The 16,164-nt window shown below is 60.1% G+C and carries 16 protein-coding genes; 11 read left to right on the plus strand and 5 right to left on the minus strand.

The features are described from left to right. Nucleotides 1-317: 317 nt before the first annotated feature. The 4 genes from C2E19_RS03745 to rsgA form a co-directional block, all read right to left on the minus strand. Nucleotides 318-803 carry a toll/interleukin-1 receptor domain-containing protein gene (locus C2E19_RS03745; RefSeq protein ID WP_129388268.1) on the minus strand — a complete coding sequence of 162 codons (486 nt, stop codon included), beginning with the start codon at nt 801-803 and terminating at the stop codon, nt 318-320. Next, entirely contained in the window at nt 803-1,762 is a 960-nt protein-coding gene (locus C2E19_RS03750; RefSeq protein WP_129388271.1) for a caspase family protein, read from the minus strand. The genes C2E19_RS03745 and C2E19_RS03750 overlap by 1 nt, the downstream gene beginning before the upstream one ends. Nucleotides 1,763-1,764: 2 nt before the next feature. Next, nucleotides 1,765-2,172, minus strand: a complete 408-nt coding sequence (locus C2E19_RS03755) for a TIR domain-containing protein (protein ID WP_129388274.1) — start codon at nt 2,170-2,172, stop codon at nt 1,765-1,767. Nucleotides 2,173-2,382: 210 nt separating this feature from the next. Next, the gene (rsgA, locus tag C2E19_RS03760; protein ID WP_129388278.1) at nt 2,383-3,414 is read right to left on the minus strand and encodes a small ribosomal subunit biogenesis GTPase RsgA; all 1,032 of its coding nucleotides are present in this window, start codon (nt 3,412-3,414) and stop codon (nt 2,383-2,385) included. Nucleotides 3,415-3,521: 107 nt separating this feature from the next. Between rsgA and orn the strand changes: the two genes are divergently transcribed. Beyond that, entirely contained in the window at nt 3,522-4,064 is a 543-nt protein-coding gene (orn, locus tag C2E19_RS03765; RefSeq protein WP_129388281.1) for an oligoribonuclease, read from the plus strand. 175 nt (nt 4,065-4,239) lie between these two features. Further along, complete coding sequence (locus C2E19_RS03770) at nt 4,240-4,851, plus strand: trimeric intracellular cation channel family protein (RefSeq protein ID WP_129388284.1); 612 nt, start codon at nt 4,240-4,242, stop codon at nt 4,849-4,851. A gap of 94 nt (nt 4,852-4,945) precedes the next feature. Here C2E19_RS03770 and queG read toward each other — a convergent pair whose 3' ends face one another. Further along, nucleotides 4,946-6,010, minus strand: coding sequence for a tRNA epoxyqueuosine(34) reductase QueG (gene queG, locus C2E19_RS03775; RefSeq protein ID WP_129388287.1), 1,065 nt, complete (start codon nt 6,008-6,010; stop codon nt 4,946-4,948). A 63-nt stretch (nt 6,011-6,073) separates the two neighbouring features. Between queG and C2E19_RS03780 the strand changes: the two genes are divergently transcribed. The 9 genes from C2E19_RS03780 to hflC all read left to right on the plus strand — a co-directional run bounded on the left by C2E19_RS03780 (nt 6,074) and on the right by hflC (nt 16,151). Next, nucleotides 6,074-7,573: an NAD(P)H-hydrate dehydratase gene (locus C2E19_RS03780; RefSeq protein ID WP_129388290.1), complete on the plus strand. Its 1,500-nt coding sequence runs from the start codon at nt 6,074-6,076 to the stop codon at nt 7,571-7,573. After that, nucleotides 7,561-8,031 carry a tRNA (adenosine(37)-N6)-threonylcarbamoyltransferase complex ATPase subunit type 1 TsaE gene (gene tsaE / locus C2E19_RS03785; RefSeq protein WP_053116768.1) on the plus strand — a complete coding sequence of 157 codons (471 nt, stop codon included), beginning with the start codon at nt 7,561-7,563 and terminating at the stop codon, nt 8,029-8,031. Before C2E19_RS03780 ends, tsaE begins: the two co-directional genes overlap by 13 nt. Nucleotides 8,032-8,082: 51 nt before the next feature. Then, nucleotides 8,083-9,462, plus strand: coding sequence for an N-acetylmuramoyl-L-alanine amidase (locus C2E19_RS03790; protein ID WP_372238471.1), 1,380 nt, complete (start codon nt 8,083-8,085; stop codon nt 9,460-9,462). Between the two features lie 8 nt (nt 9,463-9,470). Next, the gene (gene mutL / locus C2E19_RS03795) at nt 9,471-11,372 is read left to right on the plus strand and encodes a DNA mismatch repair endonuclease MutL (protein WP_174823959.1); all 1,902 of its coding nucleotides are present in this window, start codon (nt 9,471-9,473) and stop codon (nt 11,370-11,372) included. After that, entirely contained in the window at nt 11,372-12,343 is a 972-nt protein-coding gene (gene miaA / locus C2E19_RS03800) for a tRNA (adenosine(37)-N6)-dimethylallyltransferase MiaA (protein ID WP_129388299.1), read from the plus strand. The genes mutL and miaA overlap by 1 nt, the downstream gene beginning before the upstream one ends. A gap of 95 nt (nt 12,344-12,438) precedes the next feature. After that, a complete protein-coding gene (hfq, locus tag C2E19_RS03805; RefSeq protein WP_007902656.1) occupies nt 12,439-12,699 on the plus strand; it encodes an RNA chaperone Hfq in 261 nt (86 codons plus the stop codon). Nucleotides 12,700-12,711: 12 nt separating this feature from the next. Then, on the plus strand, nt 12,712-14,013 hold the full coding sequence (gene hflX / locus C2E19_RS03810; protein ID WP_122593812.1) for a ribosome rescue GTPase HflX: 1,302 nt from the start codon (nt 12,712-12,714) through the stop codon (nt 14,011-14,013). A gap of 96 nt (nt 14,014-14,109) precedes the next feature. Then, on the plus strand, nt 14,110-15,282 hold the full coding sequence (hflK, locus tag C2E19_RS03815) for an FtsH protease activity modulator HflK (protein ID WP_129388302.1): 1,173 nt from the start codon (nt 14,110-14,112) through the stop codon (nt 15,280-15,282). Next, complete coding sequence (gene hflC, locus C2E19_RS03820; RefSeq protein WP_034151639.1) at nt 15,282-16,151, plus strand: protease modulator HflC; 870 nt, start codon at nt 15,282-15,284, stop codon at nt 16,149-16,151. Before hflK ends, hflC begins: the two co-directional genes overlap by 1 nt. Nucleotides 16,152-16,164: the final 13 nt, after the last annotated feature.

Raw genomic sequence — 16,164 nt, forward strand, 5'->3', positions numbered from 1 at the left:
CGAAAAAGCCGACAGAGATGTCGGCTTTTTTGTGGCTGTCGGTTTGGATCTTGTGCGGGACTTGAGATCCATCCCCCTCACCCCAGCCCTCTCCCCCAAGGGGTAGAGGGGGAAGGGAGCCGATCTTCATGCTGTTCAGAGTCTGCGTTTGACTGATGCAAGGGAGCAGATCTTTGTGCAGTTCAAAACCTGAGTACGACTCAGGAATTTCAGGTCGGCAAACCTCGCATATTCCCCGCTGTCAGTCCCCTCTCCCTCCGGGCGGTCCGACGTTTCGGGAGGGCTAGGGTGAGGGGCTCTCAAGCCAAGCCGACCAATCAAAACCCCCGTCGAATCCTGCTCTTCAGCTGATCATGAAAGAGCTCGGCATTGCGCTTGTAAGTGCCCTTGGTGGATTCGCTGATCGAATCCAGCACCATCGAGCGCTTGTTCGATACTTCCTCCCGATAGGCATCGATAAAGAAATCGATGTCTTTATCCGTACTCAACTTCGGCCATTTATCCAGATACAGCGGCAGCTCCGCCGGCCCGGTCTTGAACGAGCAAATCCGCCGGTTGCTAATGGTCGCCTCACCAATCTCGAACGGCACCCACCACGACAAAGCAGTCCTCTCCGACACCACCGCGAGCAAGTGCGTGCATTCGGTGATGTTGCGCGTGATCACGCCGGTGATGTCGTCGGTGGTCTGCGACTCGGGGTCCAGCACATCCAGATAAGTCTTGATGTTGGCCTGCTTGAGGCGATTGTTGATCGCCACGGCATGCAGGCGATCCATGTGGCGGTAGCTGATGAAGACAGGCATCAGAAATGTCCTTTGAGCGCGAGTTCGCGGTAGTAGGCGCCGAGGGCGGTGAGGCGGCAGCCGGTGGAGTGGAGGGCGGCGTAGTACATATGCTCGGCGTCGACCGGTTCGATCAGGCTGTGGCGATTGCACTTTTGCAGTTGCGCGAAGATTTCGCCGTGGTCCGGGTTGAAGTTGGCTTCGGTCGGCTCGTAGCTCGGGTCGAGCGGGTAAGTCGATTCGGCTTCGGCAAACCAGTCAGGCAGTTTGCGCAGGATCTCTTTGGGGATCAGCGGCGAGACTTCCCGCAGGGAAATGAATTGCGAGACGTTAGTCTTGAACACCGGACGTTGTTCCCAGGCGTCGAGCGCGTTGTCGACGAAGGAATACAGGCTGCCGGGAGTGATCTTGCCGAGGATGTTCGCCGCGCCACCGTGCAAGGCCTGCAGCAGCAACCCGGTAAACACGCCGTGTTGCGCACCTTCCATGGCCGGCTCTTCCTTTTTGCAAGCGGTGAGAATGGTCATGCCTTCGCCGACCACGCTGCTTTCACTGCGCAACGCGCGCACCTCGCCGGCGGCGCCGCTTTGGCAGCAATCGAGGATGATCACTTTGTTCTTGATGCGCGTGGCTTTGCTCGCCCAGTTGAGGATGTCGCTGATGCGGATACCGTCCTTGGCGTTGCGATAATCCTGGGGCAGCAGCATGCCTTCGTCATTGTCGGTGTCGAAGCCGCCGTGCCCGGCGAAATACAACAGCGCAACGTTGCAGTCGCCGGAAAACAGCTCGCGGATCTGATCTTCGAGCATCTCCCGGCCCAGGTAATCCTCAGCCGACGTCAGCACGACGTTCTTGAAGTTGGGGTCGCCATCGGCGTCGGTTTTCAGCACCGAGGCCATGGCCATGGCGTCATTGCTGCAACCGCTCAGGCGCGAAATATGCGTGTAGTCGTTGATGCCGATAAACAGTCCCTTGCGCATGTTCAGGCCGCCGTGTGCAGGCGGATCGCGCCGACGATGCTGTTGGTGTTCCACGCGCATTCGGCGTGTGCGGCGTTACGCACCACCGTGGAAATACGCTCGGCGCCGAACGGTTTCACCGCGATGATCACCTTGCCCATGCGCTTGGCGATCTCGATTTCCTTGTTGATCCACTTGCTGTAGGTCGAGTACATGCCAGCCTTGATCAGCACCGCCGAGCACGGACGAATCTTGTTTTCGATGGCTTCTTCAAGCTGTTTGTCGGTCTGTGCGCCCATGATCGGGTTGTGCGTCGGCACCGAAAAATTCTTATAAGTGAAGTCGGGGTGGGCACTGAGCAGGCGCACCAGATTGTCGTGGGCGTGGGAGTAGTTCCACGAGTGGCTGATGAACAAATGGTAGGTTTGCATGGCAGATCCTCAAGGACGCGAAAGTGCGAAGAGGAACTGAATGTAGGCCTGTGAAACGCGCCGACAAGGTGTTCAGGAACAAAGAGAAATGTCCTGCAATCAGGCGTGCAGAAGTCCTACAGAAAAGCCTGATGTTTAAAAAGGACAGGGCTGTGTCAGATGCAGACCGACATCCGGCAGCCCTCGGGCGAGAGCCGCCGGTGCAGCTGTTTAATAGCCGTTTTCAGGCAGGCTGGCGATGATCGAGCGGTAGCTGTTCATGCGTTGTTGCTGCACGCGACCTTCTTCCAGCGCCTTGAGCAGTGCACAGCCTGGCTCGCGGTCGTGCTTGCAGTCGCGGAAACGGCAAGTGCCGAGCAGGTCGTCGAACTCGATGAAACCTGCTTCAACGTCGGCGCGGCTAACGTGGCCGAGGCCGAATTCGCGGATACCCGGGGAGTCGATCAACTCGCCACCGCCAGGGAAGTGGAACAGGCGCGCGGTGGTCGTCGTGTGCGTGCCCTGACCGGACAGCTCGGACAACGGCCCGACGCGGGTTTCAACTTCTGGCAGCAGGCTGTTGACCAGCGACGACTTGCCGACGCCGGACTGGCCGACGAACACGCTGATGCGCCCGTCGAGCTGCTGTTGCAGTTGTTCCATGCCGTTGCCGTGGTGCGCCGAGACTTCCAGTACTGGATAACCGAGCGTGCGATACACCGCCAGCAGCGCGTTGAGCGCCGGGGCGTTCTGCTCGTCGATCAGGTCGAATTTGTTCAGCAGCAGTAACGGGCGAATGCCGGCGTGTTCGGCGGCGACGAGATAGCGGTCGATCAGGTTGGCATGCGGCTCGGGCAGCGGGGCGAAGACGATGACGATCATGTCGACGTTGGCCGCCACTGGTTTCAACTGGCCACGGCTGTCCGGGCGGCAGAGTTCGGTGGTGCGCGGCAGTTGCGCGACGATCACACCGATACCTTGATTGCCGGCACGCCAGACGACCGTGTCGCCGGTCACCAGGGCTGGCAGGTTGGCGCGCAGGTGGCAACGGAATACCTGGCCGGCCTGATCGCCATCAGTGGCCTCGACCTCGACTTGCACACCGAAGTGGGCGATCACCAGGCCGGTCTGTTCCGGGCCCAGGTCGCCACCCTCGAGCGCTTCGACAGCCGAGGACTCGCGTTTGGCGGCGCGCGCTGCGCGCTCGCCTTGAATCTTTTCGATGCGCCAGTTTTGACGACGATTGAGTTGGCGTTTGGCCATGGGTGTTCCGTCTGAAGAATGCAGCGATTAGGTAAAACGGTCGCGAGTTTAGCACGCCCGGCCACTGGCCTAGGCTAAACTGCGCAGCATTGCCTAGGAGCCGAAATATGCAAAACCCGCAGAATCTGATCTGGATCGACCTGGAAATGACCGGTCTGGACCCGGACAACGATGTCATCATCGAAATGGCCACCATCGTCACCGACAGCGACCTCAACACGCTGGCCGAAGGCCCGGTGATCGCTATCCACCACAGCGACGAAGTTCTCGCGCGCATGGACGAATGGAACACTCGCACCCACGGTAATTCCGGCCTGACCCAGCGCGTGCGTGATAGCCGCATCAGCATGGCCGAAGCCGAAGCTGAAACCATCGCCTTCCTGGAAAAGTGGGTGCCGAACGGCAAGTCGCCGATCTGCGGCAACAGCATTTGCCAGGATCGCCGCTTCCTTTATACCCACATGAAAGCGCTGGAAAGTTACTTCCACTACCGCAACCTCGACGTCTCCACGCTCAAGGAACTGGCGGCACGCTGGGCACCAGACGTGCGTGACAGCTTCAAGAAAGGCAGCACTCATCTGGCGCTGGACGATATCCGCGAATCGATCGCCGAGCTGCAGCACTACCGCAAGCACTTCATCAAATTCTGATGTAATCCCTGTAGGAGCTGCCGAAGGCTGAAGATCTTTTGATCTTTTTTAAAAGCAAAATCAAAAGATCGCAGCCTGCGGCAGCTCCTACAGGGTTTTGTGTTTGCTGCGACGCCCTCTTTTGGTGCCGCACCGAAATGGCTAGACTGCGCGCCTTCCTGCCTGGATCGCCACCATGTTGCTGATGCTCTATCTCGTCGCCATCACCGCTGAAGCCATGACCGGCGCGCTGTCTGCCGGGCGTCGCGGCATGGACTGGTTTGGTGTGGTGCTGATCGCCTGCGTCACGGCGTTGGGCGGCGGTTCGGTGCGCGATGTGCTGCTTGGGCATTATCCGCTGACGTGGGTCAAACACCCGGAATACCTGGTGCTGACCTCGGTCGCCGCGATGTTCACCGTGTTCACCGCACGCTGGATGCGTCACCTGCGCTCGCTGTTTCTGGTGCTCGACGCCGTCGGCCTAGTGGCCTTCACCCTGATCGGCTGCATGACCGCACTGGAAATGGGTCACGGCATGCTGGTGGCTTCGGTCAGCGGCGTGATCACCGGGGTCTTCGGCGGCATCCTGCGCGACATCTTCTGCAACGACATCCCGCTGATCTTCCGCCGGGAACTGTATGCCAGCGTCTCGTTCGCGGCGGCGTGGTGCTACATGCTCTGCCTGTATCTGAACGTGCCGGGCGAGCAGGCCATCCTCATCACTCTGTTCGGCGGCTTTCTACTGCGGCTGCTGGCGATCCGTTTCCACTGGGAAATGCCCAAGTTCGTTTACAACGATCAGCCCTGACGCGATCCCTGTGTAGGAGCTGCCGCAGGCTGCGATCTTTTGACGTTGTTTCAAGATCAAAAGATCGCAGCCTGCGGCAGCTCCTACAGGGGTGTTACGCGATTCCGTGTTGTTTCAGGGCCCATTCGACGTGTTCTTGCACCAACTCCGACGGATAGTCCCGCCGCGCTTTCAACGCTTCCAGCACCGGAATGCTCGACGGCGCGTTACCCAGTCCCACCGCCAGATTGCGTAACCAGCGCTCATACCCGGCGCGGCGCAGCGGCGAGCCTTCGGTGCTGCTGAGAAACTTGTCCTCATCCCACAAAAACAGCTCGGCCAGTTCAGCGTTGTCTAGATTGTGCCGTGGCTTGAAGTCGCTTTCGCCAGAGGGTTTGGCGAAACGGTTCCACGGACAGCAAATCTGGCAGTCATCGCAGCCGAACACCCGGTTGCCGATCAGCGGGCGCAAATCTTCCGGAATCGCGTTTTTCAGTTCGATGGTCAGGTACGAAATGCAGCGTCGCGCGTCCAGCACATAGGGGCCGACAAAGGCATTGGTCGGACAAATGTCGAGGCAGGCGGTGCAGCGGCCGCAGTGTTCAGTGCTGTGTGGCTCGTCGACCGGCAACGGCAGATCGACGAACAACTCACTGAGAAAAAAATAACTGCCGGCCTTGCGGTTCAACACCAGGGTGTTTTTGCCGATCCAGCCCAGACCGGCCTGCTCGGCGATGGCTTTTTCCAGTACAGGCGCGCTGTCGACAAACGCACGAAAACCGAAGGGGCCGATCTCGGATTGAATCTTGTCGGCCAATTGTTGCACGCGTTTACGGATCAATTTGTGGTAATCGCGGCCCAAGGCATAACGCGACACGTAAGCTTTTTCCGGTTGCGCGAGCATTTGCGCCATTTGTGTGTCGCCGGGCAGGTAGTCCATGCGCAGCGAGACCACGCGCAAAGTACCCGGCACCAGTTCTTCCGGGTGCGAGCGTTTGCTGCCGTGGGCGCCCATGTAATCCATTTCGCCGTGGTAGCCGGCCTCGAGCCAGCGCGCAAGATGCTGCTCATGTTCGGCGAGATCCAGACCGCTGATGCCGACTTGTTGAAAGCCCAACTCGCGGCCCCAATTCTTGATCGATTGGGCGAGGGCGGGCAGGTCTGTGGTAATGGCGGACATGAGGCGAGAGAAACCGGAGCTGAGGTGCGTATAATTCTGCCAGACATCGGAGCCCGAAGACGCATGCCGCACACGAAAGATCAATTACCCGACGCGCTGTATGGCGCTGCACAGGTGCGCGAGCTCGATGCACGGCTGATTGCCGCCGGCACGCCGGGCTTCGAATTGATGCAGCGCGCTGCGCATGCGACCTGGCGCGCACTGGTTCGGCAATGGCCGACGGCGACCGAACTGACGGTGCTGGCCGGGCATGGCAACAACGCTGGCGACGGTTATCTGGTCGCGGCCATGGCGCAGCGAGCCGGGTGGCAGGTGCGGGTGCTGGCGGTCGGCGATCCGCAGCGATTGCAGGGCGATGCCGCGCTGGCGTATGCCGAGGCGCTGGCTGAAGGTGTTGCGGTGCAAGGCTGGCAGGCGCAAAGCGAACTGCGCGGCGTGATCCTCGATGCGCTGCTTGGCACCGGTCTGAGCGGCGAAGTGCGCGAGCCTTACCTCTCGGCGATCAAAGCCATTAACGCCAGCGGCTTGCCGGTAACTGCCGTCGATATCCCTTCTGGTTTATGTGCAGACACCGGGCATGTGCTCGGCGGCGCCGTGCAGGCCGATCTGACGGTGACCTTTATCGGGCTGAAACTCGGTTTGTTCACCGGCGATGCGGCGGATCACATCGGCTCGTTGCTGTTTAATGATCTGCAAGCCAGTGCCGACATCTATCGTGACATTCCGGTCATCGCCCAACGGCTCAACCCGGCTAATCTTCCGAAACTGGCGGCGCGTACGCCGACATCGCACAAAGGACGATTCGGTCATGTGTTGCTGATCGGTGGCGATCACGGGTTTGGCGGGGCGATCCTGCTCAGCACCGAAAGCGCCTTGCGCAGCGGTGCCGGCATGGTTTCGCTGGCGACGCGACCGGAGCATGTCCCGGCAGCGCTGAGCCGCGTGCCGGAGGTGATGACGCTCGGCACATCGTCGGCCAATCAATTGATGGGCTTGCTGGAAAAAGTCTCGACACTGGTGGTCGGCCCCGGACTCGGCCAGGCCAGTTGGGGGCGGGCGTTGCTGTCGGCGGCTGCCAACGCGCCGCTGCCGCAAGTCTGGGACGCCGACGCGTTGAACCTGCTGGCGAGCGGTTTTGTGAAGCTGCCCAAGGATTGCGTGATCACCCCGCATCCCGGCGAAGCGGCACGGTTGCTCGGCATCAGTACCGCCGAAGTGCAGGCTGACCGACCGGCCGCCGCGCGGGCATTGAGCAAAAAATATGCAGCGACTGTAACTCTCAAAGGTGCCGGTACTCTGATCGCACATCCCGATGGGCGTCTGGCGCTGTGTCATCAGGGCCATCCGGCGATGGCGACGGCCGGGTTGGGTGATGTGCTGGCCGGTTTGACCGGCGCTTTGCTGGCGCAGGGTATGCAAAGTTTCGACGCCGCGTGTCTGGCCGTGTGGCTGCACGCCAACGCCGGGGCGCAACAAGGCAAATTGGGCCGTGGGCTGGCGGCCAGTGATCTGATTCCAGCCATTCGTCAGTTGTTGGAGGAGCAAGCACCGTGTCTGAAGTAACCCTGTACCTGGCCGATGAACAGGCCATGAGCGACTTTGGCGCACGGATCGCCCGCGTGACCCAGGGCCACGGCCTGATTTTTCTGGAAGGCAACCTCGGGATGGGCAAAACCACGCTGTCGCGGGGAATCATTCGTGGCCTGGGCCACGTTGGCTCGGTAAAAAGTCCGACCTTCACATTGGTCGAGCCCTACGAGATCGGTGACGTCCGCGCCTTCCACTTCGACCTGTATCGACTGGTCGATCCGGAAGAGCTGGAGTTTCTCGGCATCCGCGATTACTTCGAAGACGATGCCCTGTGCCTGATCGAGTGGCCCGATAAAGGTGCAGGCTTTTTGCCAAAGCCTGACCTGACCATTACCATTAGCCCGCAAGACAGCGGGCGTTCGCTGAAAATTTTATCCCAGGGCTCGCGTGGCGAGGCCTGGTGTGCCGCTTTGGCATTGGAATCCAATTAAATGATGGGGTTAGGTATGCGCTTTCGCGCGTTGGTGGCTGCCGCTGGACTGATGTTGATGGCAGTAACCGTCAACGCTGTGGCCGATTCAAAGGTCAACAGCGTGCGCTTGTGGCGAGCGCCGGATAACACGCGACTGGTCTTCGACCTGAGCGGACCGGTACAGCACAGCGTCTTCACCCTGACCGCGCCTGACCGGCTGGTGATCGACATCAATGGTGCCACCCTCGGTGCGCCATTGAATGTGCAGACTGCCAACACGCCGATCACCGCGATGCGTTCGGCTCAGCGCACGCCGACCGATCTGCGGGTGGTCATTGACCTGAAGAAAGCCGTCACCCCGAAAAGCTTCTCGCTGGCGCCGAATGGCCAATACGGCAACCGTCTGGTGGTCGATCTGTTCGATAACGCAGCCGATGCCGAACCTGCACCTGCGCCGACACCTTCGGTCGCAACCGTACCAGCCGTGCCGGTGACCCCGACAGAACCAGCGATCAAGTTACCGCCAGCCCCGGCCGGCAAGCGCGACATCGTCGTGGTGATCGACGCCGGCCACGGTGGCGAAGACCCGGGTGCGTCCGGCTCGCGCGGCCAGCGTGAGAAAGACGTGGTGTTGCAGATCGCCCGCGAATTGCAACGTCAGGTCAACGGCATGAAAGGCTTCCGCGCCGAACTTACCCGTACGGGCGACTACTTCATCCCGTTGCGTGGCCGTACCGAAATCGCCCGCAAAAAAGGCGCCGATCTGTTCGTGTCGATCCACGCCGACGCCGCGCCTTCTGCGGCAGCCTTCGGCGCCTCGGTGTTTGCCCTGTCTGATCGCGGCGCAACCTCGGAGACCGCGCGTTGGCTGGCCGACAGCGAAAACCGTTCTGACTTGATCGGCGGTGCCGGCAACGTCAGCCTCGACGACAAGGACCGCATGCTCGCCGGCGTGCTGCTCGATCTGTCGATGACCGCGTCGCTGACCTCCAGCCTCAACGTCGGCCAGAAAGTCCTGACCAACATCGGTCGCGTTACGCCGCTGCACAAACAGCGCGTGGAACAGGCCGGGTTCATGGTGCTGAAGTCGCCGGATATTCCGTCGATCCTGGTCGAAACCGGGTTCATCTCCAACGCCAACGAAGCCAACAAGCTCTCGGCATCGAGCCACCAGCAAGCGCTGGCGCGTTCGATCAGCAGCGGCGTGCGTCAGTTCTTCCAGCAGAATCCGCCACCGGGCACCTACATTGCCTGGCTGCGTGATTCCGGCAAGATCGCCCAAGGCCCGCGCGATCACCGTGTCGGCCCGGGTGAAACGCTGGCGATGATCGGCGTGCGCTATCAGGTGTCGCCCGCCACATTGCGCAGCGCGAACAACCTGAAAAGCGATGAGTTGAAAGTCGGCCAGCACCTGACCATTCCTGGCACCGAACTGGCGTCCAAAGAATGAACGAAGTGCTGAACGCTGCCGCGCGCATCGAACTGCTCAGCCCACGGCTGGCGAACCAGATCGCCGCCGGTGAGGTGGTCGAACGCCCGGCCTCGGTGATCAAGGAGTTGCTGGAAAACAGCCTCGACTCCGGTGCCAAGCGTATCGATGTCGACGTTGAGCAGGGCGGCGTCAAGCTGCTGCGCGTACGCGACGATGGCAGCGGTATTTCCGCCGATGACCTGCCGCTGGCGCTGGCCCGTCACGCCACCAGCAAGATCCGCAACCTCGAAGATCTTGAGCAGGTGATGAGCCTCGGTTTTCGCGGTGAGGCACTGGCGTCGATCAGTTCTGTGGCGCGCCTGACCCTGACCTCGCGCACCCGCGATGCCGATCAGGCCTGGCAAGTTGAAACCGAAGGCCGCGACATGGCACCTCGGGTACAACCGGCGGCGCACCCGGTCGGCACCTCGGTGGAAGTTCGCGACCTGTTCTTCAACACCCCGGCGCGGCGCAAATTCCTCAAGACCGAAAAAACCGAATTCGATCACCTGCAAGAAGTGATCAAACGTCTGGCGCTGGCGCGTTTCGACGTCGCGTTCCATCTGCGCCACAACGGCAAAACCATCCTCAGCCTGCACGAGGCCCACGATGATGCGGCCCGCGCCCGGCGTGTGGCGGCGATTTGCGGTTCGGGTTTCCTCGAGCAGGCGTTGCCGATCGAGATCGAGCGCAACGGTTTGCACCTGTGGGGCTGGGTCGGTTTGCCGACCTTCAACCGCAGCCAGGCGGATTTGCAGTATTTCTTCGTGAATGGCCGGGCGGTGCGCGACAAACTGGTCGCTCACGCCGTGCGTCAGGCCTATCGCGACGTGCTGTTCAACGGTCGTCATCCGACCTTTGCGCTGTTTTTTGAAGTGGATCCGGCAGCCGTCGACGTCAACGTGCATCCGACCAAACACGAAGTGCGCTTCCGTGACGGGCGCATGGTGCATGACTTCCTTTACGGCACGCTGCACCGCGCATTGGGCGATGTGCGTCCGGAAGATCAGTTGGCCGGCTCGGTGACCACTGCCATCGTCCGCCCGACCGGCCTTGATGCCGGTGAATTCGGTCCGCAAGGTGAAATGCGTCTGGCGGCCAACGCTTTGCTGGAACAGCCGCAGGCGCAACCGGCGTTCAATACCACGTCCGGCGCCAGTGCCGGTGGCGCTTATCAGTATCAATACACACCGCGTCCGCAATCGGCGATGCCGCCGGCTGCCGAGGCTCAGGCTGCGTATCGCGAGTTTTTCGCACCGCTGCCTGAGGCCAATGCCAATGCGCTGCCGGCCGGGCAGGAAGACATTCCCCCGCTCGGTTACGCACTGGCGCAGCTCAAGGGCATCTACATTCTGTCCGAGAATGCCCAAGGCCTGGTGCTGGTGGACATGCATGCCGCCCACGAGCGGATCATGTACGAACGCCTGAAAATCGCCATGGCCAGCGAAGGCTTGAGCGGCCAGCCGTTGCTGGTGCCGGAGTCGCTGGCGGTCAGTCAGCGCGAAGCCGATTGTGCTGAAGAGCACGCGGCATGGTTCCAGCGCCTGGGCTTCGAATTGCAGCGTCTGGGTCCGGAGACCTTGGCGATCCGTCAGATTCCGGCCTTGTTGAAGCAGGCTGAAGCCAACCGTCTGGTCGGCGACGTGCTGTCGGACCTGATGGAATACGGCACCAGCGACCGCATTCAAGCGCACCTCAACGAATTGCTCGGCACCATGGCCTGCCACGGCGCGATCCGCGCCAACCGGCGCTTGGCCCTGCCGGAAATGAACGGCCTGCTGCGTGACATGGAAAACACCGAGCGCAGCGGTCAATGCAACCATGGCCGACCGACCTGGACCCAACTGGGCCTGGACGATCTCGACAAACTGTTCCTGCGCGGTCGTTGATGAACCAGCTCCCTCCAGCGATTTTCCTGATGGGCCCGACCGCTGCGGGCAAGACCGACCTGGCCATCGAACTGACCAAAGTGCTGCCCTGCGAGCTGATCAGTGTCGATTCGGCGCTGGTCTATCGCGGCATGGACATCGGCACCGCCAAGCCTTCGAAAGAACTGCTGGCCGAATTTCCGCACCGTCTGATCGATATTCTCGATCCGGCCGAAGCCTATTCGGCTGCGGATTTCCGTCGCGATGCCTTGCAGGCCATGGCTGAAATCACCGCGCGCGGAAAAATTCCGCTGCTGGTCGGCGGCACAATGCTCTATTACAAGGCTTTGGTCGAAGGCCTGGCGGATATGCCAGCGGCCGATCCGGAGATCCGCGCGCAGATCGAAGAAGAAGCTGCACGCCTTGGCTGGCAGGCCTTGCACGATCAATTGGCGGTCATCGACCCGGTGTCGGCGGCGCGGATTCACCCGAACGATCCGCAACGCTTGAGTCGCGCGCTGGAAGTTTATCGAGTCAGCGGTCAGAGCATGACTGCCCTGCGCCAGCAACAATCTGCGCAAAGTACTGAAGCAGCCGCTTCGGGACTGCAACAATTGCCCTATACTGTCGCGAACTTGGCCATTGCTCCGGCAAATCGGCAGGTACTGCACGAGCGCATTAAACAAAGATTCACAAATATGTTGGAACAGGGATTCATCGACGAGGTCGTAGCCCTGCGTAAAAGAAGTGACCTGCATTCGGGGTTGCCGTCTATACGTGCGGTAGGCTACCGCCAAGTCTGGGATTACCTGGATGGCACGCTGTCGTTAGCTGAAATGCAGGAACGCGGCATCATTGCCACGCGTCAGTTGGCCAAACGCCAGTTCACCTGGCTGCGCAGCTGGGAAGATTTACACTGGCTGGACAGTCTTGATTGCGACAATCTGCCACGCGCCTTGAAATACCTTGGGACCATCTCCATATTGAGCTGAGTCCTTGCAATTGCCGTCTATCCTTGGGGGTGTGGCGGCTAAAGCCATCTGAATTACCTATTTTTTATTATTGAATCCTTAAAGGAGTGCGGCACATGTCAAAAGGGCATTCGCTACAAGACCCTTACTTGAATACTTTACGTAAAGAGAAAGTTGGGGTTTCCATCTACCTGGTCAACGGTATCAAACTGCAAGGCACGATCGAGTCGTTCGACCAATTCGTGATCCTGCTGAAAAACACCGTAAGCCAGATGGTTTACAAACACGCTATCTCGACAGTAGTGCCAGTGCGTCCAATTCGTCTGCCTAGCGCAACCGAATCCGAAGCGGGTGACGCTGAGCCAGGTAACGCCTGATAGGAGTCTCCTTTGTTCTTTGAGCGCCACGGTGGTGGTGAACGGGTCATCCTCGTTCACTTGGATGGACAGGACCCTGAGGCGCGCGAAGATCCGCAGGAGTTTCAGGAACTGGCTAATTCGGCGGGCGCCGAGACCGTTGCGTTTTTTAACGTGCCGCGTCATCGGCCTACCGCCAAGTTCCTGATTGGCAGCGGCAAGGTCGAGGAGTTGCGCGACCTGGTCAAAGCCGAAGAAGCCGATCTGGTGATTTTCAATCACATCCTCACGCCCAGTCAGGAACGTAACCTCGAACGTGTTTTCGAGTGTCGCGTGATCGACCGTACCGGTCTGATTCTCGATATTTTCGCCCAGCGCGCCCGTACCCATGAAGGCAAGCTCCAGGTAGAACTGGCCCAGCTTGACCACATGAGCACGCGGCTGGTTCGTGGCTGGACTCACCTTGAGCGTCAGGGTGGTGGTATCGGTATGCGCGGCCCGGGTGAAACCCAGCTCGAAACCGACCGCCGTTTGCTGCGCGTGCGTCTGCGTCAGATCAAGGGCCGACTGGAGAAAGTGCGCAGCCAGCGCGAGCAATCGCGACGTGGCCGCTCCCGTGCGGATATCCCTACCGTGTCTCTGGTGGGCTATACCAACGCCGGTAAATCCACACTCTTCAACAACGTGACGAAGTCCGACGTGTACGCGGCTGACCAGTTGTTCGCCACGCTCGACCCGACCCTGCGCCGTCTTGATATTGACGACCTGGGGCCGATTGTCCTGGCCGACACGGTGGGATTCATTCGGCACTTGCCGCACAAGCTGGTCGAGGCATTTCGGTCTACGCTCGAAGAGTCGAGCAATTCCGACCTGCTGTTGCACGTGATCGATGCGGCCGAACCGGATCGCATGTTGCAGATTGAACAGGTGATGGTGGTGCTGGGCGAGATTGGCGCCCAGGACTTGCCGATCCTCGAGGTCTATAACAAACTCGATTTGCTTGAAGGCGTTGAGCCACAAATCCAGCGCGACGAAAACGGCAAGCCCCAGCGGGTCTGGCTGTCGGCGCGTGATGGTTCGGGTCTGGAGCTGCTTGAACAAGCGATTGCCGAGTTACTTGGCAGTGATTTATTCATCGGTACCTTGCGCTTGCCGCAACGATTCGCCCGACTGCGTGCGCAGTTCTTCGAACTCGGTGCGGTGCAGAAAGAAGAACACGACGAAGAAGGCATCAGTTTGCTGGCCGTTCGTTTGCCCCGTGTCGAGTTGAATCGACTGGTAAGCCGCGAAGGATTGCAGCCGATGGAATTCATCGAGCAACACACTTTGCAATAAAAGCCTGAAAAAGCGGTTGTGCCGTAACGGCAGGCATTCTGTAGCATTGGTCGGCGCGCCGTGGGTGCGTCTTTGCTTTATCAGATGGAGAGCGCTATGGCTTGGAATGAGCCGGGTGGCAACTCGAATAATCAGGATCCTTGGGGTGGCAAACGCCGCAATAACGGCGACCGCAAGGGGCCACCAGATCTCGACGAGGCCTTCCGAAAGCTGCAGGAAAGCCTGAACGGGTTGTTCGGTGGTGGTAAGAAACGTGGTGATGACGGCGGTGGTTCGGGCAAGAGCAGTGGCGGCTTCGGCGGTCTGCTCGGCATCGGCCTCGTCGTGCTGGCGGCCGTCTGGCTGTACAGCGCGGTCTACGTGGTCGACGAGCAGGAGCAAGCCGTGGTGCTGCGCTTCGGCAAGTACTATGAGACTGTCGGCCCGGGTCTGAACATCTACTTCCCGCCGATCGACAAGAAGTACATGGAAAACGTAACGCGTGAGCGTGCGTACACCAAGCAGGGCCAGATGCTGACCGAAGACGAGAACATCGTCGAAGTGCCGCTGACCGTGCAGTACAAGATCAGCAACCTGCAGGATTTCGTGCTGAACGTCGATCAGCCGGAAATCAGCCTGCAGCATGCGACCGACAGCGCCCTGCGCCACGTGGTGGGTTCTACCGCCATGGACCAGGTGCTGACCGAAGGTCGTGAATTGATGGCCAGCGAAATCAAGGAGCGTCTGCAACGTTTCCTCGATACCTATCGCACCGGTATCACCGTCACTCAGGTCAACGTACAGAGCGCAGCCGCACCGCGTGAAGTACAGGAAGCCTTCGATGACGTGATCCGCGCCCGTGAAGACGAGCAGCGTTCGCGCAACCAGGCTGAAACCTACGCCAACGGCGTCGTGCCGGAAGCCCGTGGTCAGGCCCAGCGCATCCTCGAAGATGCCAACGGCTACCGTGACGAAACGGTCTCGCGCGCCAAGGGTGAGGCCGACCGCTTCACCAAACTGGTCGCCGAGTATCGCAAGGCACCCGAAGTGACCCGCCAGCGTCTGTACCTCGACACCATGCAGGAAGTCTTCAGCAACACCAGCAAAGTACTCGTGACCGGCAACAAGAACGGCCAGAGCAACCTGTTGTACTTGCCGTTGGACAAAATGATTCAGAACAATCCAGGTAACAGTGGGCCTGTGACCGGTTCGGCCGCCGCCGGCAACAACACGGATGTCACGCCGCACGTCACTGACCTGCCGCAGTCGCGCACAAGGGAGACCCGCTGATGAGCAATAAATCGCTGATCGCCCTGATCGTTGGCGTCGTTGTGGTATTGGTCGGCTGGAACTGCTTCTACATCGTCGCTCAGACCGAGCGTGCGGTGCTGCTGCAATTCGGTCGTGTGGTTCAGGCCGATGTTCAGCCAGGCTTGCATGTGAAAGTGCCTTACGTTAACCAGGTGCGTAAATTCGACGCACGTCTGATGACGCTTGATGCACCGACGCAGCGCTTCCTGACCCTGGAAAAGAAAGCCGTGATGGTCGATGCCTACGCCAAGTGGCGCGTGAAAGATGCCGAGCGCTTCTACACCGCGACTTCCGGCCTCAAGCAAATCGCCGACGAGCGTCTGTCCCGTCGTCTGGAATCCGGCCTGCGTGACCAGTTCGGCAAGCGCACCCTGCACGAAGTGGTGTCGGGTGAGCGTGATGCGCTGATGGCTGACATCACCGCGTCGCTGAACAAGATGGCGGAAAAAGAGCTGGGTATCGAAGTCGTCGATGTCCGGGTCAAGGCCATTGATCTGCCGAAAGAAGTGAACCGCAGCGTGTTCGAACGTATGAGCACCGAGCGTGAGCGTGAAGCTCGCGAGCACCGCGCCAAGGGTAACGAGCTGGCTGAAGGCATCCGTGCCGACGCCGACCGTCAACGCCGCGTGTTGCTGGCTGAAGCCTATCGTGAATCCGAAGAGGTTCGCGGTGATGGTGATGCCCAGGCCGCTGCGATCTACTCCAAGGCTTATGGTCAGGATCAGGAGTTCTACGGTTTCTACCGTAGCCTGCGCGCCTACCGTGAAAGCTTCGCGAACAAATCCGACGTCCTGGTCCTCGACCCAAGCAGCGACTTCTTCCGTTACCTGGAAAAGTCCAAGCCTTGATACGACGTTGACC

Source organism: Pseudomonas sp. DTU12.3 (assembly GCF_004124275.1).
GTDB lineage: Bacteria > Pseudomonadota > Gammaproteobacteria > Pseudomonadales > Pseudomonadaceae > Aquipseudomonas > Aquipseudomonas helmanticensis.

Bases quoted from the DNA above. Each gene is read 5' to 3' on its own strand.
- hflK (WP_129388302.1), top strand. From the start codon at position 14,110: ATGGCTTGGAATGAGCCGGGTGGCAACTCGAATAATCAGGATCCTTGG.
- C2E19_RS03790 (WP_372238471.1), top strand. From the start codon at position 8,083: ATGTTGATGGCAGTAACCGTCAACGCTGTGGCCGATTCAAAGGTCAAC.
- queG (WP_129388287.1), bottom strand. From the start codon at position 6,010: ATGTCCGCCATTACCACAGACCTGCCCGCCCTCGCCCAATCGATCAAG.
- C2E19_RS03780 (WP_129388290.1), top strand. From the start codon at position 6,074: ATGCCGCACACGAAAGATCAATTACCCGACGCGCTGTATGGCGCTGCA.
- orn (WP_129388281.1), top strand. From the start codon at position 3,522: ATGCAAAACCCGCAGAATCTGATCTGGATCGACCTGGAAATGACCGGT.
- C2E19_RS03755 (WP_129388274.1), bottom strand. From the start codon at position 2,172: ATGCAAACCTACCATTTGTTCATCAGCCACTCGTGGAACTACTCCCAC.
- C2E19_RS03745 (WP_129388268.1), bottom strand. From the start codon at position 803: ATGCCTGTCTTCATCAGCTACCGCCACATGGATCGCCTGCATGCCGTG.
- miaA (WP_129388299.1), top strand. From the start codon at position 11,372: ATGAACCAGCTCCCTCCAGCGATTTTCCTGATGGGCCCGACCGCTGCG.
- rsgA (WP_129388278.1), bottom strand. From the start codon at position 3,414: ATGGCCAAACGCCAACTCAATCGTCGTCAAAACTGGCGCATCGAAAAG.
- C2E19_RS03770 (WP_129388284.1), top strand. From the start codon at position 4,240: ATGTTGCTGATGCTCTATCTCGTCGCCATCACCGCTGAAGCCATGACC.
- hflC (WP_034151639.1), top strand. From the start codon at position 15,282: ATGAGCAATAAATCGCTGATCGCCCTGATCGTTGGCGTCGTTGTGGTA.
- C2E19_RS03750 (WP_129388271.1), bottom strand. From the start codon at position 1,762: ATGCGCAAGGGACTGTTTATCGGCATCAACGACTACACGCATATTTCG.
- hfq (WP_007902656.1), top strand. From the start codon at position 12,439: ATGTCAAAAGGGCATTCGCTACAAGACCCTTACTTGAATACTTTACGT.